Genomic DNA, 21,153 nt, shown 5'->3' on the forward strand with positions numbered 1-21,153 from the left:
ACTCAGCGGTGATTCGTATTCTGGATCAAATCCGCCGCCCGTTCGCCAATCATCATGACGGTGGCGTTGGTGTTACCGCTGGTTAAGCTCGGAATCACCGATGCGTCGGCAATCCGCAAACCGGCTATCCCGCGTACCGTCAGATCGGGCCGCGTCACTGCCTCGCCGCCGCTGCCCATGCGGCAGGTGCCCACCGGGTGATAGCCGAGAAAAGCTGTGCTGCGCAGGTAATCGCGCCACTCGGCGTCGCTTTGCACGTCCGGCCCTGGCAGGCGCTCGCCGATTCGGTAGGCCTCGAAGGCCGGCCCGTTGAGAATATCGCGCACCCGCCGGCAGCCCCGGATCAATCGTTGCATGTCGTCGTCGTCGGCCAGCAGCGCGTGGGAAATGACCGGCGGCGCTCCCGGGTCGGCGCTGCGCAAACGTATGCTGCCGCGCGCACGCGGGTAGGAAACATTGATGGCGGCCGAAATGGCCGGCCGGCCGTAGGGGATCACGCCTTCTTCGGAGAAGCTGAAAGCGTAAGGCCCTAGCTGCACCTGGATGTCCGGCTCTGGTTCCTCGGGGGCGGAACGCACGAACGCCACCGCGTGCGGGTAGGGGCTGGTGGCCGGGCCGCGTCCGAAGAACAGCCAGTTGAGTCCGTGCAGGACGATTTTCCAACTGTTGATCTCGGTGTTGTAGGTGGGCACGTTTACATCAATGCCGACCATGCCCTCGGGGTGTTCCTGGAGATTCTCGCCCACGCCCGGCAAGTCTGCCACGACATCGATTCCGGCGGCACGCAGCGGGCCGCCCGGCCCGATTCCCGAAAGCATCAGCAGTTTGGGCGTGGCGATGGCGCCTGCGCTCACTATCACCTCGCGGCGCGCTGTGGCCCTGCGCAGTTCCGTGCCCTTGCGATACTCCACGCCCGTGCAGCGGCCGTTCTCTACCAATAGCCTGCGGCACTCGCTGCGCGTGCTCAGCCTGAGATTGCGGCGGTGGCGCGCCGGGTGCAGGTAGGCTTGAGCGGCGCTGAATCGTCGGCCTCGCTGCTGGTTGACCTCCGAATAAGCCACGCCCTCCTGGGTGGCGCCGTTGTAATCCTCGTTCATCGCCAAGCCCGCCTCGACCGCGGCCTGCACGAACACGTGGGCCAGCGGATGGGTGGTGCGCAGGACATCGGTGCGCAGCGGACCTGAGCGGCCCCGGTAGCCGCCGTCTCCCAAGGGCGTGGACTCCATGCGCTTGAAGAAGGGCAACACGCTGGCGTAATTCCAGCCGTCGCAGCCCTCTGCTTCCCAGCGGTCGTAATCGGCGGCCGCGCCGCGCACGTAGAGCATGCCGTTAATCGAACTGCTACCGCCCAGGGTCTTGCCGGCCGGCCAGAGATCCACGCGGCCATTGCGGCTGGGGTCCGGCTCCGCCTGATAGCGCCAGTCGAGCTTGGGATTGCCGATAGCGCGGATGATGGCCGCGGGCATGCGGACATAGGGCGAGCGGTCGAAGCCGCCTGCCTCCAGCAGCAGCACTCGCCGGTCAGGATTCGCGGACAAGCGGTTGGCCACCACGCAGCCCGCCGAACCGGCGCCGACCACGATGTAATCCCACTCGCTCACGCTATTCTCATTCCTGCGGTCCGAAGAGAGGTCCGAATTTCGGGGTCGCGCCCGGTCACGGCGTAGCGGCCTGCATGACGGGTTGCAGTTCCCGTTCACCGCGCTCCAGCAGCGCCTGCAGTTCCTGCCACTTGTCGGGACGGTGCGCCGCAAGGCTGTAGCGCTCGGCCGGGTCGGAGCGCATGTCAAACAGCAGTCGTATGCCGTGCTCCGGCAAGTTGCGTTCGATATTGCGGTAGTCGGCGCGCACCACGATTTTCCAGTTCTGGGTGCGCAGCCCGGCGATACGGTCGTGATTGAAGAAGTAAAGCGCTTCGTGAGGGCTTTGTTGGGTCGCGCCGGTGAGAATCGGCAGGATATTGCGGCCGTCGAGCGCCAGCCCCGGCGATGACGGCGCGCCGGCCATGGCCACAATGGTGGGAAACAAGTCGATATTCATGGCCATTGCTCCGGCCACCTGACCCGGCATTATGCGCCCCGGCCAGCGGGCTATGAAGGGGACGCGGTAGCCGCCGTCGAAGGCAGCGCCCTTTCCGCCGCGCAAGCCGCCCGGGCTGCCTTCGGGGAACGGCCCGTTATCGCTGGTGAAGAGAGTCGCCGTGCTGTCCGCTATGCCCTCCCGTTCGACCGCGTCAAGCAATTCCCCCACGCTCCAGTCCAGCTCCTGCACCACATCTCCGTACGCGCCGGCCTGGGAGGAACCGGCGAAGGACGCGGACGCAACCAGAGGGATGTGCGGTGCGGTATGCGACAGGAAGAGGAAGAACGGTTGCTCGCCCCGCTCGCGGATAAACTCCACCGCCTCTTCCGTGAAGCGCCCGGTCAGCGCGCTCTGCCGCATCGGCTCGGCGCTCTTGCGCTCATTGCGGTAGAGGGGCTGCTCGACATCGTTCGGATGCAGCAAGCCAAAGAAATGGTCGAAACCATTCGCATTGGGTCGCTGCGCCTCGCTGCCGTGCCCGAGGTGCCACTTGCCGATCAAACCGGTGCGATAGCCGAGGTTTCGCAGCCGGCCGGCCAGCGTTACCGTTCCGGCGGGCAAACCGCGTTCGTCATTGATCGTGATTGTGCCGTCCGCCAGACCCAGGCGGATCGCATAGCGTCCCGTATGCAGACCCGCGCGGGAAGGCGTACAGACATTGCTGCTGGCATAGAAGTCCGTCAGCAGAACGCCCGCTTCGGCCAGTCGGTCGATGTGCGGTGTTTGGATCGCCGTTGCGCCATAGGCGCCGATGTCCCCATAACCCAGATCGTCGGCCAGAATCAGAATGATGTTGGGCCGCACATCCGGCGCGGCCGCGGCGGCTGTGCCAAGCAACGGCACAAGCGCAAAGGCCAATGCGTAAACAAGGCTTTTCATCGCGCCGTAGGGTGTTTGCTTGTGATGCATTGCATCCTGCTTTCGCGGCCTGCCGATACTAGACTGGATATTGCACCAGATTCCGGATTTCCGTGCGAAAAATCTCGAAGGCCGCGACCGACTCACGATACGCTATTCTTGCCATTCGAGTGGTTGCTTAGGTCGCGATGTTTGTTCTTGACGTTCTGCGGCAGGCGTTGGAGTCCATCGGCGCCAGCCTGTTTCGCGCGCTGTTGACGATGCTTGGCATGGTCATCGGCGTGGCGGCGGTGGTGACCATGGTGTCGCTGGGCACCGGCGCGCAGCAGGCGGTGGAGGAGCAGATGGAAGCACTGGGCGCCGACATTCTGGCGGTGACCAATTCGCAGCGCCGCTTTCGGGGCGTGGCGCTGGAGAACAGCAGCTTGAGCTCCGAAGACGCGGAAGCTCTCCGAAGGGATGCCCGTCACCTTAGCGTCGTGGTTCCCAAGATCAGCCAGCGCCTGCCCGTCGAGTTCGGCAACCGGAATACGCGGGTGGAAATGATCGGATGCACCACCGAGTACCTGGACCTGCATCGCTACAAGCTCGCGCTGGGGCGCATGTTCGTGCCCGCCGAGGAGGAGGCGCGGCTGCGTGTGGCTGTGCTCGGCAGCGACGTGCCCGAGAGGCTGGAAGTCGCGGCTGACGCCTTGCTGGGCAGGAATATACAGTTGGGCGGCACTCCGTTCGAGGTGATCGGCGTGCTGGAAGAAGCCGGCTCGGCGGGCATGCAAAACCCCAACGACGATGTCCTGATTCCGGTTTCCACGGCGCAGTACCGCGTGACCGGCACCGACCGGCTGGAGAGCATGGATGTCCAGATCAAGAGCGGTTCGGTGGTAGAGCAGGCGCTGGTGGACATAGAGCGAATCCTGCGCCGCGAGCATCGCATCCTGCCGGGCGAAGACAACGACTTCGGTATCCTCGACCGCCGGCAATTCCTGGAAGTGCGGGAGGAAACCGCGCGCGTGTTCGCGCTGCTGCTGCCGGCCATCGCCGGCGTGAGTCTGGTTGTGGGCGGTATCGGCATCATGAACATCATGCTGGTAACCGTCGCTGAGCGCACCCGGGAAATCGGCGTGAGGCGGGCCATTGGCGCCACTCGCGGGGCCATCATGTGGCAGATACTCGTGGAGTCGTCCCTGCTGTGCGTGTTCGGCGGATTGCTGGGCGTGGTAGCCGGTTGGGGCGCATCGGAACTGCTGGCCCAATTCTTCGGCTGGCGAACCGTGCTCGCGGTCGAAGCAGTGTTCCTGGGTTTGGGCTGCAGCCTCGCCATAGGCATCGTTTTCGGCCTCTGGCCCGCCCGCCGCGCCGCCACCCTGGACCCCATAGAAGCCCTCCGCCACGAATAACCCACCCCGCGCAGCCCTTCCCCGCTTGTTTCCGTGTCCTCTTCTTTTGGACAGGTGCCTTACCCCCGCCTGTTTCCATCCCCCTTCCCCCGGAGAGGCGCCATCCCTGGCTCGGTTCCGCCATCCTGGCTCCAACGCTCTCCGTGGGAAGGGGGATGGAAACAGGCTTGCGTGGGGGCCCGGATATAAGCCATACGCGGCATCCTGGTTCCAACGATTCCGCGGGAAGGCAGACGGGAACAGCCGGTAAAGGTGTTTCGCGCCCCGCGTAACGAGATTCCCTACGTAAGCCTTTCCCCTTGTCTCCTCTCCCGGAGAGCGTCGAAGCCAGGATGGCGGAACCGAGCCAGCGAAGGGCACGTCGCGCCCCGCGAAACGAGATTCCCTACGCAAGCCTTTCCCCTTGTCTCCTCTCTCAGAGAGCGTCGAAGCCAGGATGGCGGAACCGAGCAAAGGAAGGGTTCTTCGCGCCCCACGTAACGAGATCTCCTACGCAAGCCTTTCGCCTTGTCTCTTCTCCCGGAGAGCGTTGGAGCCAGGATGGCGGAACCGAGCCGAAGGCGTCTCTCGCCTCGCGAAACGAGATCCGCTACGCGAGCCTTTCCTCTTCTCTTCTCTCCCAGAGAGCGTTGGAGCCAGGATGGCGGAACCGAGCCAGGGATGGCGTCTCTCTGGGAGAGAAGAGAAGAGGAAAGGCGGGGAAAGGCAGAGGTGCGACCACGCCTCCAACCGCACTTGAAATCAGGCGCCGCCAGCGACCTTCGGTACGGGGAACCGCTTCAGCAGCACCACCACAATCAACCCCAGCCCCCCGGCCAACATGCCCCAGTAAATCGTAGCGTTGGTCAAACCGATCGAATCCGCCCAACCCCCCAGCGCCGCACTTCCAATCGCCACCCCACCGAAAGCCACCGTGCTCCAAAGACTCATCACCCGCCCGCGGTAGTTCTCGTCCACCACCGACTGGGTAAGCGTTTGCGAACCCACGCCGCAAACGGTCAGAGTCAGTCCCAGCACCGGCAACTGCAGCATTGCGATCCAGAATTGCCCGGTAAACCCGAAACAAACGATGAACAGGCCGGTCAGCGCGGCGCAAATCGCCGCCGCGCGCCGCAGCACTTCCAGGTCCTTGACCCGCGCCACCCAGAAGCCGCCCGCAACCGCGCCCACGCCGAACGCCGAAATAAGCTGCGACATGCCCTCGCTGCCGCGGTTGAACACCTGGTCCGCATAGGGCGCCATGAGTTCGAAGACCGCGCGGCCAAAGGTGGCGCCGATCAGCACCAGAAAAAGATAGAACAGGATCGCAGGGTTTCGGAAGGTATAGCGCAAACCATCCTGCAACATCCGCGCCAGCCCGATCTGGCGCTCCAGGTCGCGGGTGACCGGCTGCAGTTGCAATCCCCACAACACCCAGGCCATGCCGAAGAAAGTCGCCGAACTGACGCCGAACGCCGTGGCCACCCCAAACAGCTTGATGATGTAGCCCCCCAATATCGGACCGATCACTCGGGCCACGTTGAAGCTGACCGCGCCAAGTCCCACGGCGCTGGCCAACTGCATCGACGGCACCAGGTTTGCAAGAATCGCCAGGCGCATGGGCGTGTAGCCGCCGCTGCAGATTCCGAAGCCCAGGGCCAGGATGAAGAGGGCAGTAGGCGTGATCCAGCCGAGCGCCGACAGCAGAAACAGGCAAGCCGTATTCGCGATATTGAGCAGATTGAAGAGCTGGGCGGACTTTCGGCGGTCCCAGCGGTCGGCATAGGCACCGAATACCGGACCCAGCACGGCCACCGGAAAATACGCCGCGAACGCCACCGCAGCCACGAAAAACTCCGATTCCGTCAAAACCCAGGCTTGCCACGATAGCGCGAGCCGGAGAATCCACAGGCCATGCGTGGTCACCGTGCTCCCGACCAGGAAGCGGCGATAGGCAGGTGTGGATAATGCGGATGTGGACATGGCGGGTAGCCGGCCACGCGCCGGCAGTCACGGCCCGGGCAGCGCAAGCAAGGGAAGGCTGCCGGTTCGGATTGGCGAGCGAGTGAGTATGATGCGCGCTGCGTCAAAAGTCCACGCCCCCAAGCCATGCGCCCAGATCCTCAAATCTCGCTCGAATACTTTCCGCCACGCTCGGAAGAGATGGCGCTGCGCCTGACCCAAACGCTCAAGACGCTGGTTCCGTATCGCCCCCTGTTCTGCACCGTGTCGTACGGCGCCGGCGGCTCGACCCGCGCGGGCACCGCCCACTGGGTGCGGCGCATACGCCGCGACTACGGCGTGGATTGTGCGCCGCATCTTACGCACATCACGCACACGCGCGCCGAGGTGAGAGAGATTGTGAAGGAATACCTGGCCGACGGCGTCAAGCGCATGGTCGCGTTGCGCGGCGACATGCCCGAAAGCGGTTTGCCGCGGGCGGCCCGCGAACACGGCTACGCGTCCACACTGGAACTTATCTCGGACGTCAAGGCACGCGGGATCAGCGAAGTCATGGTGGGCGCACACCCCGAGCACGGCGGCGGCGGGCAGTCGGCCCTGCGCGAGCACGTCGAGTTCGTCAAGCGCAAGCTCGACGCCGGGGCTGACCTGGCGATAACCCAGTTCTTCCTGGACAACAGCAGGTATTACCGGCTGCGAGAAGCATTCGCGGCGGCCGGAATCGATGATCGCCTGGCGCCCGGGATCATGCCTTTGTACAACGTGCGTAACGTATTTTCGTTTGCGGGAAAGACTGCCGTGCAGGTTCCCAAGGCGTTGCGCGACCGTTTCGCCGAGGTCGCCGACGACGCCGAAACCACCGGTCGGATCGCCAAGCAATTTTCAGTGCAGCAGGTGCTGGACCTGGCCGAGCAAGGCGTCCAGCGGTTCCACATCTACACCATGAACCGCGCACCGCTCAGCGCGGCGATCCTGGAGGCGCTCGGACTGACCGCCGCGCCGCCGCCATGAGCGCAGCAGGCGCCAGGGCGGACGCCCTTGTCCGGCTGGTCCGCGAGCGCATCGTGTTTCTCGACGGCCCGATCGGCACGCTGCTGCAATCGCATGGCCTGTCGGAGGACGATTACCGGGGGCAGCGCTTTGCCGATTGGCCACAGCCGCTCAAGGGCAATCACGACCTGCTGTGCCTGACGCGGCCCGAGATCGTGCGCGGCGTTCACGAAGCCTACCTTGAGGCAGGCGCCGACATCCTCACCACCAACAGCTTCACCGCCAATGCTCCCTCGCAAGCGGACTACGGCCTTGAGGACTACGTGGCCGAAATCAACCGCGAAGCGGCCCGCATCGCCCGCGAAGCTGCCGATCAAGCGCAGCGCAGCGACGGCCAGCCGCGTTTCGTGGCCGGCACTCTTGGCCCCACCACGCGCACCGCCTCGATTTCTCCCAAGGTGGAAGACCCCGGCTTTCGCGCCATTGACTTCGATGCGCTGGCCGACACCTACGCTGTCGCCGGCAGGGCCCTGCTGCAAGGCGGCGCCGACCTGCTGCTGGTGGAAACGGTCTTCGACACACTCAACGCCAAGGCTGCCGCTTATGCCGTAATGCGATTGATTGAAGAACTGGATCGCCCGATACCGCTGATCGTGTCGGCTACGATCACCGACGCCTCGGGTCGGACGCTCTCCGGGCAGACGGTGGAGGCCTTCTACAACTCCATCCGGCATGCGCCGCTCACCGCCATAGGACTCAACTGCGCGCTGGGTGCGCGCGAACTGCACCCGCATGTGCGCGAACTGTCGCGGATTGCCCAATCACCGGTCAGCGTGCATCCCAACGCCGGTCTGCCGAACGAACTCGGGGAGTACACCCAGTCGCCGGAGGAAATGGCGGCCACGCTGCAGGCCATGGCCCGGGAAGGCTTGCTCAACATGGCGGGGGGCTGCTGCGGCGCCACGCCCGAGCACACGCGCGCCATGCGCGAGGCGCTGGCCGACATCCGCCCGCGCGTGCCGCCGCAGCATTCGCGGCGCACCCGCCTGAGCGGGTTGGAACCGTTCAACATCGAGGACAGCACCGGCTTTGTGCATGTAGGCGAGCGCAGCAACGTAACCGGTTCGGCGGTCTTTCGGCGGCTAATAGAGGCCGACGACTACGCTGCCGCCGTGCAGGTGGCGCGGCAACAAGTCGAAGCCGGCGCCAATTTGCTGGACGTGAACATGGACGAAGGCCTGCTGGATTCCGAGGCCGCCATGCGCCGCTACCTCAACTTGTTGGCCGCGGAGCCGGACATTTCCCGCGTACCCGTGATGGTCGATTCGTCGCGCTGGGAGGTGCTGGTGGCCGGCCTCAAGTGCCTGCAAGGCAAGGGCATAGCCAATTCCATCAGCCTCAAGAACGGCGAAGCCGAGTTTCTGGAGCAGGCCCGCGAGATTCGGCGGCTGGGCGCGGCGGTGGTGGTGATGGCCTTCGACGAACAAGGCCAGGCGGAATCCGTGGAACAGCGCCTGGCGGTGGCGGAACGCAGCTATCGCCTGCTTACGGAGGATGCGGGCTTTCCTCCCGAAGACATCATCCTTGATCTGAATATCTTCGCGGTGGCTACCGGCATGGAGGAGCATGATGACTATGCCCGCGCTTTCATCGAGGCGGTGCGCGAGGTGCGCAGACGCCTGCCCGGAGTGCATGCCAGCGGCGGAGTAAGCAACCTGTCGTTCTCGTTTCGCGGTAACAACACGGTGCGCGAGGCCATGCACTCCGTGTTTCTCTACCATGCCATCGCAGCCGGCCTGGATTTCGGAATCGTCAACGCCGGCCAGTTGAGCGTCTATGAGGACATACCCGAGCGGCTGCGCGATACCGTCGAGGACGTGATCCTCAATCGCCATCCCGGCGCCGGCGAGCGGCTGCTGGAGTTGGCGCGCGAATATCACGGCCAGCGCGGACAGGCGCGCGAGGAAGACGATGAGTGGCGCGCGCTGCCGTTAGCCGAACGGCTGCGACATGCGCTGGTGCACGGTTTGGATACCCACGTGGTGGAGGATGCCGAGGCCGCGCGGCAGGCTAGCGAACGGGCGCTGGACGTGATCGAGGGACCGCTGATGGACGGCATGAACACGGTCGGCGACTTGTTCGCTTCCGGCAAGATGTTTCTACCCCAAGTGGTCAAGTCCGCCCGCGTCATGAAGAAGGCGGTGGCGCACCTGGTGCCGTTTATCGAGGCAGAGGGCTCCGGGATGTCCAGCCGCGGGCGGCTCGTAATGGCCACCGTCAAGGGTGATGTTCACGATATCGGCAAGAACATCGTGGGCGTGGTGCTGCAATGCAACGGCTACGAGGTTATCGACCTCGGCGTAATGGCGCCCTGCGAAAAGATACTCGACGCTGCGGTAAGCGAGGACGCCGACTATATCGGGCTTTCGGGCCTGATTACTCCGTCCCTGAATGAAATGGTGCATGTGGCAGGCGAGATGCAGCGCCGCGGTCTCACCCAGCCCTTGCTGATCGGCGGCGCCACGACTTCGCCCCGGCATACGGCGCTGAAGATCGATCCCGCCTACGACGGCGGGGTCGTTTACGTCAAGGATGCCTCCCGCGCGGTGGGCGTGCTCGGCAGCCTTAGCGGGCCGGGGCGTGAGCGCTACCTGGCGGAGGTCGCGCGCGATCTGAAGCGCCGCCGCGAACAGCCGGCCGGAACCCGCCGCCGCGCGAACCTGCTGGCGTTGGAAGAGGCGCGCGCGAACTACCTGGAGATTGACTGGCGAGCCCAGCCACCGGCCGAACCTGCCCGCGCAGGGTCGATTGAGGAGGCTGCGCCGAGTCTGGAAGAGCTGTATCCGTATATCGACTGGCAGCCCTATTTCGCGTCCTGGGGCTTGCGCGGCAAATATCCGCAACTCCTGGATGATCCACGGAAGGGTACTGCGGCCAGCGACCTTTGGGACGATTTGCACACGAATTTCATCGAGCCCATCCGGGCCGGAAAGATTGAATTCCGCACGGCCGGCGTGGCCGGAATTTTCCCGGCTGCCGCGAGTGGCGACGACATACGCCTTTACCCGGACTCGGGAGTCGAGCAAGCAATTGGGCGCATTCATTGCCTGCGCGAACAACGCCGCATGCCGCCCGGCAAGGCCAACGGCTGTTTCGCCGATTTCGTGGCGCCGCGCGAAGCCGCGCCCGATTGGGTGGGCTTGTTTGCGGTAACGGTAGGCGGCGACTTGGAGGAAATCCTTGCGCGCAAGGGGGGCAAGATGCGCTCCGCCGATGACTACGCCGCGATTCAACTGCGCGCGCTGGCCGACCGCGCAGCGGAGGCGTTCGCTGAATACATGCACGAGAAAGTGCGCAAGGAGTTGTGGGGCTATGCGGTCGAGGAGTCCTTCAGCAACGAAGAGCTGATTGCCGAGCGCTACCAAGGCATTCGGCCCGCGCCCGGCTATCCCGGCTGCCCTGACCACAGCGAAAAGGGCTTGATCTGGCGCCTACTGGAAGTCGAAAAGCGCACCGGCGCGCGGCTGACCGAGTCTTTCGCGATGTGGCCGGCCGCCACCGTGTCGGGGTATTACTTCGCACACCCCGAGGCCCGCTACCTGAACATCGGGCTGATCGGCGAGGATCAGCTTGCCGACTACGCGGCCCGCAAGAACATCCCGCTGGACGAAGCCCGCATGTGGCTGTCTCCCAACCTCGCCGACTAGCCCCCGGGCGGTCGCTGCCGCGAGGTTCGGAAGCCCGCCGCCGCTACCACTGCTGCCTGACCCGTCCGAACAGGTTCATGCCTTCACCGTAGAGGCGGCTTCCTTGCGGCACAACGCTGCCGAACACTCGATTGAACCCGGACAGGTGGTCGATGTACGTCTTGTCAAACAAGTTTTCCACGCCTAGCGTGAATGCAACGCCGTTACTCGTAACGCGAATTTCTTCGATCGGTGTTTCTTGGGTTTCGCTGGACTCTTCCTGTGCGAAGAGGCCGCAAGGTCCGAGCGAGAGCAGGAAACTCAACGCCGGGATTCCTGCATATCGTTTCCGAGATATGGGTGTAACCATAGTGTTGTCCTCCATCTGACATGATCTCCTGCCACTCCAAACCATACCAGATCAATTCCTAAGGGTTGCCGTGCGCCGTGCTGACCCGCTCCTGCCTGGCCAGATCAAGGTGCGTCGCCGGCCGCGTCAGACCGGCCTCCAGCATCATGCTGCGGACCGCATTGCCCTGGTCGGCGCCGTGCTCCACGGCCAGCATTCCGCCCGGCTTGAGGTAGGCGGGCGCGCCGGAAATCACCGCCCGCAATTGGCGCAGTCCGTCCGCGCCGCCGTCCAGCGCCTCGCGGGGTTCGAAGCGCAGCGGCTTTCGTCGGCAAAGATTTGATTCCACGTAGGGCGGGTTGGCGGCGATTACGTCGAAGCGCCGGGCTTTGTCCAGGGCTTCGAACCAGGAACCGCGAATGAAGCGTACCCGTCCGGGCACCAGTCTCTCGGCGTTGCGTTGCGCCACTTCGAGCGCTGCTGCGGAGATGTCCGTGGCGAGTATTCGACAGGCGGGCAACTGGTGCGCCAGCGCAATGGCCACGGCGCCACAGCCGGTGCCGAGCTCCAGGCAAGTGGCGTCGGGCTGCATTGATTCGAGGTGGTCCAGTGCTACTTCTACCAGCAGTTCGGTCTCCGGGCGCGGTGCAAGCACTGCTTCGGTGATCTCGAATTCGAGCGAAAAGAACTCCTTTCGGCCGGTAATCTGCGCCACCGGGCGCCCGTCCGCGCGCCGCTTCAGAAACTCCCGAACCTGCCCGCAACGCGCCGCGTCGAGGATTTCCCGCGAGCGGCTGTAAAGCGCGCTGCGACCAATGCCCAGCGCGTGCGCTACCAGCAGTTCGCAGTCCAGCCTGGGACTGCTGCTTGCGGCTCGCAAGCGCTCGGTGCCCCAACGCAGCAATTGCCCCAGCGTGAGCGGCTCTGCGCTGTCGGGAAGCTCAGAGGACTGCGGCGAAGACATGGAGATATTGTCCCGCATGCCGGCATAATGCGGTTTCGGGGCACCGCATCATGGCCAAGCTGCAAGGAAATTCCACCCGCTGCGTACATGCCGGCAATACGCACGACGCCGCTACGGGCGGAGTCATGCCTGCCATTCATCAGAGCAGCACGTTCGCCTATCCCGCCCTGGAGCGCCGGCCGGAGCACATCTACACGCGCATTTCCAATCCCACCAGGGACGCCTTCGAAAGGGCCGTCAATGCACTGGAGGGAGGTGCGCGAACCTTGGCCTTCGCCTCGGGAATGGCGGCAAGTTCGGCGGTGCTGGAGTTATTGCAGCCGGGCGATCACATCATCGGCCCCGCGAATGTCTATGGCGGCAGTTTCAACATGCTGCGCGCCGCCAGCGAGGCGCGTTTCGAGTTGAGCCTCGTGCATCAGAACGACGGGCCACAGGCGATTGAGGCGGCATGGCGCGACAACACGCGGCTGCTCTGGCTGGAAACGCCGTCCAACCCGCTGATGCATATCACCGATCTCAAGGCGGCGGCGGCGCTGTGCGCGGCGCGCGGCGCCCTGAGTTGCGTGGACAGCACCCTGGCGACCCCCCTGGCGACCAAGCCTCTGGCGCTGGGCTGCGATATTTCCATGCACTCGATCACCAAGTACATCGCCGGACATTCCGACGTGCTCGGCGGCACCTTGAGTGTATCGAACGACGACCTCGCGGGCCGCTTGGCGCGCGTACGCAATCGCACCGGCGGCGTGCTGGCGCCGCTGGACTCGTACCTGGCCTTGCGCGGTCTGAAAACCATGGACCTGCGGGTGCGCCGGCAGTTCGACAATGCCGGGCAGGTGGCGCGCGCCCTGCAAGCCCACGCCAAGGTTGCGCAGGTGCATTATCCGGGGCTGACGGACCATCCGCAGCATGCGCTGGCGGCCCGCCAGATGGACGGTTTCGGCGCGGTGGTTACGCTGCGACTGAAGGGCGATAGCGCCACGCCGGAGCGCATGCTCAACGCGCTTGAATTGTTTACGATTGCCGAGAGTCTGGGGGGTGTCGAAAGCCTGGCGGGCTATCCGCCGCGAATGAGTCACTCGGCCATGACGGAGGAGGCGCGAAAGGCAGCCGGCATTACCGGCAACCTGGTGCGCCTGTCGATGGGCATTGAAGACGCCGACGACATCCTGGCCGATCTTGAGGGGGCGCTGGAGAAAGCATGAAGATACTTGTTGCCATAGTGGGGCTGGTGGCGCTAGCGCTGCTGCTGACGTACCTGGGGCTGACCCAGTGGTCGAAGATCTCGCGCGAGGCGCTGATCGAGCAATACCGGCTGGAGGAATCGCAGTTCATTTCTGTGGACGGCGTGGAGTTGCATGTGCGCGACACGGGCAGCGGCCCGGCAGTGCTGCTGCTGCATGGCCACGCCGGCAACTTGCGCATGTGGCAAGCCTGGACCGAGGCGCTGGACGACGCCTACCGCGTGATCAGCTTCGACATTCCCGGCTACGGGCTGACCGGTTCGGATCCTTCCGGGGACTACTCCGTTGACCGCGCCGCCGAGCTGGCAATGGGCCTGATGGACGCGCTGGGCATCGAGCGCTTCTACGCGGGAGGCACGTCGATCGGCAGCATCGCCGCGTTTCGCATTACCTCACGTTATCCGGAGCGCATTCCCGCGCTGATCCTGGCCAACGCCGCCGGCCTTCCTCGCGAACCCGGCAAGGGACCCAACCAGCCGGATCCAAACCCCTTGCGTCAACTGCTTTACAGCTATCACTTTCCCTACAGCTACTTCGAGACCTTTTTCGAGCGCACTTGGCACGATCCATCGAAGGCTCCCGAGGAACTCGTACGGCAGTACTACGACATGGCGCGGCGCAAGGGCGCTCAGGAAGAGGGCGCCTTGAGCCTGCAGCAGTTTCGAACCGGCGATCCCGAGACCGTGCTGGGGCGCATTACGCAGCCGGTGCTGCTGCTCTGGAGCCAGTCCCGCGTACTTCCGAGCACCGAACCGCAGCGCTTCATCGACTTTCTGAAGAACACCGCAGTGGAGTACCACCCCATCCCTGACGCCGGACACGTCCTGCCGCTCGAAGGCGGCGCGGCTTCCGCACCGCTGGTGCGCACATTCCTTGACCGACTCGAATCGACGGCCCGTGAAGCGGGCGAAGCCGAGCCGGTACCCGCGGCGGGGCCGGCTCAGGCTGCTACATCGACCAACTGAAGCGCAAACCCGCCTGGCGCTTGTCGGGCGCGAAGAACACCACCGCCAGGTTGCCCAGAGCGAAGAAGTCGCCGGAGGTCTGCGCGGTGCGGACCGTGTCGTCGCCGGTCACGTTGTCAACGTAGGCGAACACGCTCCAATTGTCGGCTTGCAGGCCGGCGCGCAGATCCACGTTCACCCAGGAATCGAACAAGTGCCTGCGGCCTGCCGCGATGCCGCGGTCGCTTTGGTATTGGGTCAGCAGGTCGAACTGGAAGTTCATGCCGTTGCCCAGAGGCCGCGTGTAGCTGGCGGAGAGGTTGAGGTTATGCTCGGGCACCCGCTCCATTTCGTCGCCTGTCTGATCCACGGAACACAAGAAAAGCCCGCTGGGCAATTGTTGCAGCGTGCAGTTGTTCACCAGTCCGATCGATAGCGCGCTATTGGTGACGGTCACGAAATCGGTGTACTCGCTTTCCAGCCAGGTATAACCACCCCGCAGGACCAGGTTGTCGGTAACGCCGATGGCAGCCTCTACCTCGAAGCCCCTGATCTCCGCGGCCCCGGCGTTGCCTACCACCAGGTCGAAGCCGGTGGCGGCGGTATCGCTGGGCTCCAGGCTGGTCGTCTGCTTGCCCTCGTAGTCCATGAAAAACGCGGCAGCGTTCAGCGTTACGCGGCCATCAGCCAGCGCGCTCTTGAAGCCCACCTCGTAGTTCCACAACTCCTCGGGCTCGAACAGCGCGTGCGTGGGCGAGGGACTGGCGATGGTCGAAACACCGCCCGGCTTCACGCCCTTGGAGATGGACCCGTAGGCCAGCACGTCCTCGGAAACCTGGTATTGCAGCGCAAAGCGCGGAGTAAAGAAGCTGTGTTCGGAGTCGCGCTGCGCAATGGGATTGTTGTTTACCGGAAGGGGCCCCGCAAAGGCGGCGCCGATCATGCCGTTACCGCCCACCACCCACTGCGAATCGGTGGATTCGTCGGAGTAGCGTGCTTCCACGGCGCCGGTGAGCTTGTCGCTGAAGTCGTATTCCAGAATCCCGTACACCGACCAGTGGTCCGTGTCGCGGGCCTCGTCGCGCTTGCGGATGGGGCTCTGCGCAGCCACATTGGCGCCTGCCGAGATGCTCGGCACGAACATCAGCACGATCAGGTTACCGTTGCGCTGGTCCACCTCCTCGTTCCAGTAGAGGCCGCCCACGGCCCAGCGCAAGCCTTCCGACTCCAGATCGCCCAGCCGCAGTTCCAGATTGGTCTGGTCCACGTCGGTTTCCAGGTCGTAGATGAACTGCGCCGGCAAGGGTTCGTTCGTCGTGGCTACCGGAAGGAACACCGGCGACCAGGGAACGCCGTAGTAATCGACATCCATGTTCTGAGTAGTTTCGGCCGAAGTTCTGCCTAGCCAGGCGTTGAGCTTGGCGGCGCCCAGGTCCCACTCCGCTCGCGCGTGCAGCAGCAGCGAGTCGAAGCTGCTGCCTTCGTAATCTTCCCCGGTATAGGGATTGAGACTGGCCGTGATGGTGTCCAGCGACGTGATAATGCCCGGCGGCGGCGCATAGACATGCGACGGATACGGAGCGGGGCCGAAATTGCCCGGCGAGAGCACACCCACAACATGCGCAGGCAGCGGCACTTCCTCGGCGTGGCCGGTCTTGCTGGCCAACTGCATTTGCGGACGGATCTCGTAGTCGTCGGACGAGTAAGCCGCTCTCAGGTCCAGCCGGAAGGTGTCGGAGGGCGTATAACGAGCCGCCGCCGCAACGCCCGTGGAATCCGAACCGCCGATGCCTTCGCCCGACACCTGGTTCTCGTAGTAGCCGTCATGCTGCGCGGTAACGGCGTTAAGGCGCAGCCCAAGGGCATCCGAGACCGGGAACGACACGCTGCCGCGCGCTTCCATTTGCCCGTACTGGCCGACATCGGCATGGAAATTGGCCTCAAGCTCGTCGCTGGGGGCCTTGGACACGTAGTTCACCGCGCCACCGAACGCCACGCGGCCATAGAGGGCGCTTTGCGGCCCCTTCACTACTTCGATCCGTTCGATGTCCATGACCTTGAGGTTCATCAGCATTCCGCCTCCCGAACTCAGCATCGATTCGGACGAGATGTCGATGCCGTCCACCAGGATGCCCACGGGCGGGCGCCCGCGGTCGGTTGGCAGGCCGCGGATATGCGGGCGGGTGTCCTGCGGAATCCAGCCCTTGTCGAACACCAGGCCGGGTGTAAGCCGGGCGATGTCGTCGAAATCCCTGATGCCCGCCGCCTCAATGAATTGCTCGTCGTAAACCGAGATCGACAGCGGGATATCCTGCACCGACTCGGTACGCTTGCGCGCGGTCACGACGATTTCCTCAAGGTCCTGCGCAGGCAGGGAAGTGGCAATCAGGCAGAGAGCGCCGAGCACGGCGCCCGAGCGAAGAAAACGCGATGCGGTCATGTTGTTCCCCCAAAGAACGCAGACGAAATCGCCCCGCCAACTAAGCGCGAGGTCAGCGCGGAGTATAAAACCCCGCGCTCCTTGCTGCCAGCCCTGATACTGCCTCGGTTTCCGGAACTTCGGGACAGCACACTAGAAGAGATCGAAGGTCTTGCGCACCTCCAGATGCACGATGCGGCCGCGGGTGTCCACGCGGCGCGGATCCCAGGGGCGTCCGAAGCCGTCGAAGAACGGGAACGGCTTGTTGGTGATATTGCGTGCCCCGGCAAACACCTGCCAGCCGCTATCGCTGTGCGTGTCGCAAGGCTTCCGCCCGCAGGGCTGCGTTCTCGCTTAGCGCAGCATGGAACAGCGACACGTCGTAGTAGTGATAGTTCGCCCCCGGGAGGGCCAGCGCGTCGAAGGGCGCCGCGGGCGTTCGGTCCAGTCGGAGCAGGCCCTGGTCGCACCAGGCGCCGGTCACGCCCGGCACGCTGGCGCGGCGGGCCTGGCCGGGAAGCGCCGGCGCCACAGCGCCCCGATTGGCCGAGGCCGGCGTCCACACCCCCGGCGCTGACCAGTTCAAAGGGTTGTTGCATTGCACGTCCAGCCCACCGTCCTCGCGCTGGTATTGCGGAAAGCGCAGGGCGATCCCGAATTGCGCCTCCTGCGCATCGGCGGTCGGGCCGTAGGTGCGCCAGGAGGCGACGCAGCCCGTATCGTCGCTGCGCCGACAGGGTTCAAAGCCGCCAAGTCTGTCGCCATAAGACTCCAGCGGGACCGCGATGCCTGCGATGTAGGTCACGGCCAGGCGTCGCCTCAGCGCTTCATCTTCCGCGATCACCTCGCTCAGCAAACGCTCCGCGTGCAAGGCGCCCTGGCTATGGCCGAGGATCACGATAGGCCGCTCGCCGGTTTGTTCGGCAAAACTCCGGAACGCGCGCGTGATGTCCGTGAAAGCCAGCCCATAGGCGGGGTCTCGATTGCCTCTTTGGTCGAACACGGCTGCCGACGCCGCCTGGCGATAGCGCGGCGCGAAAACCGCGCAGCAAGCATCCAGCACACCGGCCTGCGACGCCACCACCGCATCCACGGCGGGTCGCGCCTCGGGGTCCGGCACGCTGGCGTTCCAGGCGCTGCCCGGCCAGGTGGTGGGGTGGATATAGAAACCCGCCGCGTGCTCCGGCGTCAGCTCGCCGCCGGCGTCCGCGTCGGGATGGCGCGCCCAGTTGTCCAGGACTGTGTAATCGGGCGGACGCGGCGCGCGACGCTCTCCGAAACCATGATCCGGTATGGGCACGTTGAGAGATACAGGCGCCGCGGGCTGCAAGGGTTTGATCAATCCATTGATCATCCTCGCGTCGTCCCAGTCCAGACTGTCCTCGCCGAAGCGCACCACCACCAGCCCCAGCGACTCCACGACGTAGACGCGCTGCGAAAAATGCCCTTCCATGTACCAGGCGTCCGCTGCGGCCAGCGCCGCGTCGCGGGGCATGGACAAGCGCGGCTTGGACATGCGCAGTTGGGAGGCCGAGTACGGCTCGTTGCGCCAGAGCTGCATGCCGAAATTGGGATTGGTGCGGGCTCCCTGGGTCATCCGGCCGACCCAGCCTTCCGGTAACAGCCGGCGCCCATTCGCCACCCCGTCGCCGGCCATGAGTTCGCCCAGCCGAAGCCAGTTGCGGGCGTTGGAAACCAGGCAGCAGAACGATTGCGCATGGCCGCCGGGACGGTCCAGTTGCACCCAGGCCTCCCCGCCGCCCAGCGGTTCCCAAAGCCATTCCCGCAGCAGCTCCGCCCAGGAGCGCCCGGCGGCCCGCTCAATGGCGATCGACAGCGCCTGGACGCTGGCGTTGGACCAGACATATTCGCTGCCTGGCGCCGCCGCCAGCGGTGTGCGCAACGTCTCGCGTGCCAAGCGTCCGGTCAGGAACAGCCGCGCTCCGGGCGCCAGCGGGTTGCGCGCGAAGCGTCCGCGCTCAAGGCCCCCTTCCATGTGGGCGAGCTGCGCCAGCGTGATCGCGGCCCGCTGCGGGTCGTGGGCCCACTCCTCCAGCCAGTACGAAGCCGGCTGCTCTTCGGATTCAATAGCGCCGTTGTGGATGGCGGCCCCTAGCATCACCGCCGTAACGCTCTTGTGCAGCGATTGCGACTGAAAGGGTGTGCGCGAATCGGCGCCTTGGCCGTAACGCTCGAATTGCAGTTCGCCGTCCACCGACACCAGCAGCGCGTAGGTGTGCTGGCTGGCCGCGTAGTCCCAGGCCTCCTCAAGAGCCTCCGCCGGGATAACCGGTGTTTCCCCAACGGTGAGCGCCGCGCCCGCGCCATAGCCAATCGGCTCCAGCGGCGTGAACCACTTGGCGTTTTCCGGATCGGAGGCGTCCGCGGGCAAGCTGATAAAACGCAGCCACAGCCGGTAGTCCGCTGCAGCCCAGCCCAAAGCGACCAGCAGCGCCAGTCCCGCCACTGCGCCCGCCACAAGCCATGCGCGCCTCTTCCCCATGGCGCGCATCATACCGGCCCGCGCCGCCCGCGCCGAGAACCTTGTCCGTTTCGTTGCGACTAGAATGATGTCTTCGACATTTATTGACATTCATATGAGTCAAATTACAGCGCGCCTTCCCGACGCGGTGCTTGCAGCTCTTGATGCAGCGGCGCGGACCATGCGGCGCAGTAGAGCGGAACTAGTCCGCCAAGCCATCGAGCGCTACCTGGAGGACTTCGACGACCTGAGCGTGGCGGTTGAACGGCTTCGCGACCCGAACGACCCGGTGCTGAACTGGAGGCAGGTCAGGCGTGACCTACTCGATTCGGATCAAGCGTAGTGCGGCCAAGGGGCTTCAACGTATCGGGTCTTGTCAGATGCGCGCGGCGGCTTCGCCGGCCAGGCGGCCAAGGGTAGTTGCGGTAAGCAGGCCGTTGCCGGCGATATAGCCCCAGCATGAGGGCCCGGAAATGCCGCGCGCAGCGCCGCCGCCGGCAAACAGGTTGGGAAACGGGTCGCCATTCTTGCGCAGCACTCGGGCGTTGGCGTCCACCTTGAGCCCGCCCTGGGTGTGAAATAACGCACCCGTCACGCGCACTCCGTACCAAGGTGCGGCCAACTCCGGCTTGCCAGTGAAGTTGCGGCCGAAGGGATCGATCATTTCGCCGCGCGTCATGGCCGCCGTCTCAGCCAGCGTCCGCTCAAGTATCTCCGCAGGCAAGCCGAATGTCTCGGCCAGTTCCCCGGGCGTCGCCGCCTTGCGCACCGCGCCGGCGGTGATCGCTTCGCGATAGTCGTTGAATTCCTGCATCAGTTCATGCAGGCGTTGGTCATACACGGTGATAGCCACGTGCTCCGGCTGCGCCAGCACCTCCACGGCCTGCTCGGAGTAGCCGAGCGATTCGTCCGAGAAGCGCTGTCCCGCAAGATTCACCTGAATGCCTCCTTCGAGTATGACCGGCCACAGGATGGGTACGCTGTGCCCTTTGGCCAAACCGCCGTGGCCCTGGTAGGCCCGGATGTCCGCTACCGCCGCACCCATTGATCGGCCCCAGGCAATGGCTTCGCCCTGGTTGCCGGGATGGCCGAAGAACTCGGCATGTTCGAGCTCGGGGATGTATTCCGCGACCATTTCCTGGTTGCCGGCGAAGCCGCAACAGGCCAGGATCAGGGCCTCGCATCCGAGGTCCTCGTGGCTGCCGTCCGGGCGGGTGCAGCGCAGGCCCGCGATGCGCCCCTCGCCGCTCGCGAACAGGTGGCTCACGCGGGCTTCGGTCAGCAGGTCCACGCCGGCCCCGGTGCAGGCGTCGAGCAGGCTGCCCATCAACTCCGCGCCGGTTCGGTTGGGGCTGCCGTGCATGCGTTTCACGCTGTGGCCGGAATACAGGAAGCTGTCCACCAGCGACAGCGGTACGTCGCACTCGTCGGCCAACCACTCCACGGTGCGCGCCGATTCGCGCGCCAGCGCCAGCACCACGTCCGCATCGGTTTGTTGCTTTGCCTTGGCCAGCACATCGGCGGCGAACAACTCGGGAGAATCCTTGATCCCGTGTTGCTTCTGCATCTGTGTGCCGGCGCCCGGGATCAGACCGGTGGACATGCCGGTCGTGCCCATGGGGGCCGCGTCGCGCTCCAGCACCAGCACCTCGCTTCCGGCTTGCCGGGCCGCCAGTCCCGCACACAGTCCGCAGCCTCCGGCGCCCACCACGGCAACCGGAACCGTGTAGTCGAAACGCGCGTTTCTGTCGGGCAATACGCTCACGGCGCTTTCGTTGCCTCTTCTCGCATAGGGGA

The 21,153-nt window shown here is 64.9% G+C and carries 15 protein-coding genes; 6 read left to right on the forward strand and 9 right to left on the reverse strand.

Features of this window, described 5'->3' with window-relative positions; translation table 11 throughout:
- Positions 1 to 2 precede the first annotated feature (2 nt).
- Both ACWCOO_RS01765 and ACWCOO_RS01770 read right to left on the reverse strand, forming a co-directional pair.
- On the reverse strand, positions 3 to 1,601 hold the full coding sequence (locus ACWCOO_RS01765; RefSeq protein ID WP_446831258.1) for a GMC family oxidoreductase: 1,599 nt from the start codon (positions 1,599 to 1,601) through the stop codon (positions 3 to 5).
- A 55-nt stretch (positions 1,602 to 1,656) separates the two neighbouring features.
- Positions 1,657 to 2,961, reverse strand: coding sequence for a sulfatase family protein (locus ACWCOO_RS01770; RefSeq protein WP_446831259.1), 1,305 nt, complete (start codon positions 2,959 to 2,961; stop codon positions 1,657 to 1,659).
- Between the two features lie 167 nt (positions 2,962 to 3,128).
- Between ACWCOO_RS01770 and ACWCOO_RS01775 the strand changes: the two genes are divergently transcribed.
- Positions 3,129 to 4,337 (forward strand): ABC transporter permease, encoded by a 1,209-nt coding sequence (locus ACWCOO_RS01775; protein ID WP_446831260.1) that lies wholly within the window; start codon positions 3,129 to 3,131, stop codon positions 4,335 to 4,337.
- 741 nt (positions 4,338 to 5,078) lie between these two features.
- Here the strand turns inward: ACWCOO_RS01775 and ACWCOO_RS01780 are convergent.
- Positions 5,079 to 6,299 (reverse strand): MFS transporter, encoded by a 1,221-nt coding sequence (locus ACWCOO_RS01780; protein ID WP_446831261.1) that lies wholly within the window; start codon positions 6,297 to 6,299, stop codon positions 5,079 to 5,081.
- A gap of 180 nt (positions 6,300 to 6,479) precedes the next feature.
- Here ACWCOO_RS01780 and ACWCOO_RS01785 point away from each other — a divergent pair, with 180 nt between their 5' ends.
- Both ACWCOO_RS01785 and metH read left to right on the forward strand, forming a co-directional pair.
- Entirely contained in the window at positions 6,480 to 7,289 is an 810-nt protein-coding gene (locus tag ACWCOO_RS01785) for a methylenetetrahydrofolate reductase (RefSeq protein ID WP_446831262.1), read from the forward strand.
- On the forward strand, positions 7,286 to 10,975 hold the full coding sequence (gene metH / locus ACWCOO_RS01790) for a methionine synthase (RefSeq protein WP_446831263.1): 3,690 nt from the start codon (positions 7,286 to 7,288) through the stop codon (positions 10,973 to 10,975). Before ACWCOO_RS01785 ends, metH begins: the two co-directional genes overlap by 4 nt.
- A 43-nt stretch (positions 10,976 to 11,018) precedes the next feature.
- Here the strand turns inward: metH and ACWCOO_RS01795 are convergent, their stop codons facing one another.
- Both ACWCOO_RS01795 and prmC read right to left on the reverse strand, forming a co-directional pair.
- Positions 11,019 to 11,339: a hypothetical protein gene (locus ACWCOO_RS01795; RefSeq protein WP_446831264.1), complete on the reverse strand. Its 321-nt coding sequence runs from the start codon at positions 11,337 to 11,339 to the stop codon at positions 11,019 to 11,021.
- Between the two features lie 43 nt (positions 11,340 to 11,382).
- Positions 11,383 to 12,285: a peptide chain release factor N(5)-glutamine methyltransferase gene (gene prmC / locus ACWCOO_RS01800; protein WP_446831265.1), complete on the reverse strand. Its 903-nt coding sequence runs from the start codon at positions 12,283 to 12,285 to the stop codon at positions 11,383 to 11,385.
- Positions 12,286 to 12,317: 32 nt separating this feature from the next.
- Here prmC and ACWCOO_RS01805 point away from each other — a divergent pair, with 32 nt between their 5' ends.
- Complete coding sequence (locus ACWCOO_RS01805) at positions 12,318 to 13,472, forward strand: trans-sulfuration enzyme family protein (protein WP_446831266.1); 1,155 nt, start codon at positions 12,318 to 12,320, stop codon at positions 13,470 to 13,472.
- Positions 13,469 to 14,476, forward strand: coding sequence for an alpha/beta fold hydrolase (locus ACWCOO_RS01810; protein ID WP_446831267.1), 1,008 nt, complete (start codon positions 13,469 to 13,471; stop codon positions 14,474 to 14,476). The genes ACWCOO_RS01805 and ACWCOO_RS01810 overlap by 4 nt, the downstream gene beginning before the upstream one ends.
- Here ACWCOO_RS01810 and ACWCOO_RS01815 read toward each other — a convergent pair.
- The 3 genes from ACWCOO_RS01815 to ACWCOO_RS01825 all read right to left on the reverse strand — a co-directional run bounded on the left by ACWCOO_RS01815 (position 14,460) and on the right by ACWCOO_RS01825 (position 19,377).
- Positions 14,460 to 16,895, reverse strand: coding sequence for a TonB-dependent receptor (locus tag ACWCOO_RS01815; RefSeq protein WP_446831268.1), 2,436 nt, complete (start codon positions 16,893 to 16,895; stop codon positions 14,460 to 14,462). The genes ACWCOO_RS01810 and ACWCOO_RS01815 overlap by 17 nt on opposite strands.
- Positions 16,896 to 17,027: 132 nt before the next feature.
- The gene (locus ACWCOO_RS01820) at positions 17,028 to 17,168 is read right to left on the reverse strand and encodes a hypothetical protein (protein WP_446831269.1); all 141 of its coding nucleotides are present in this window, start codon (positions 17,166 to 17,168) and stop codon (positions 17,028 to 17,030) included.
- 10 nt (positions 17,169 to 17,178) lie between these two features.
- The gene (locus tag ACWCOO_RS01825) at positions 17,179 to 19,377 is read right to left on the reverse strand and encodes a DUF3089 domain-containing protein (protein WP_446831270.1); all 2,199 of its coding nucleotides are present in this window, start codon (positions 19,375 to 19,377) and stop codon (positions 17,179 to 17,181) included.
- Between the two features lie 94 nt (positions 19,378 to 19,471).
- On the opposite strand from ACWCOO_RS01825, the gene ACWCOO_RS01830 reads away from it, so the two are divergent.
- On the forward strand, positions 19,472 to 19,699 hold the full coding sequence (locus tag ACWCOO_RS01830) for a ribbon-helix-helix protein, CopG family (protein ID WP_446831271.1): 228 nt from the start codon (positions 19,472 to 19,474) through the stop codon (positions 19,697 to 19,699).
- A gap of 33 nt (positions 19,700 to 19,732) precedes the next feature.
- On the opposite strand, the gene ACWCOO_RS01835 is transcribed toward ACWCOO_RS01830, so the two are convergent.
- Complete coding sequence (locus ACWCOO_RS01835; protein ID WP_446831272.1) at positions 19,733 to 21,121, reverse strand: FAD-dependent oxidoreductase; 1,389 nt, start codon at positions 21,119 to 21,121, stop codon at positions 19,733 to 19,735.
- Between the last annotated feature and the right edge of the window lie 32 nt (positions 21,122 to 21,153).

It is taken from the genome of Candidatus Foliamicus sp. (genome assembly GCF_965221325.1).
In the GTDB taxonomy this organism is placed as follows: Bacteria; Pseudomonadota; Gammaproteobacteria; order Steroidobacterales; family Foliamicaceae; genus Foliamicus.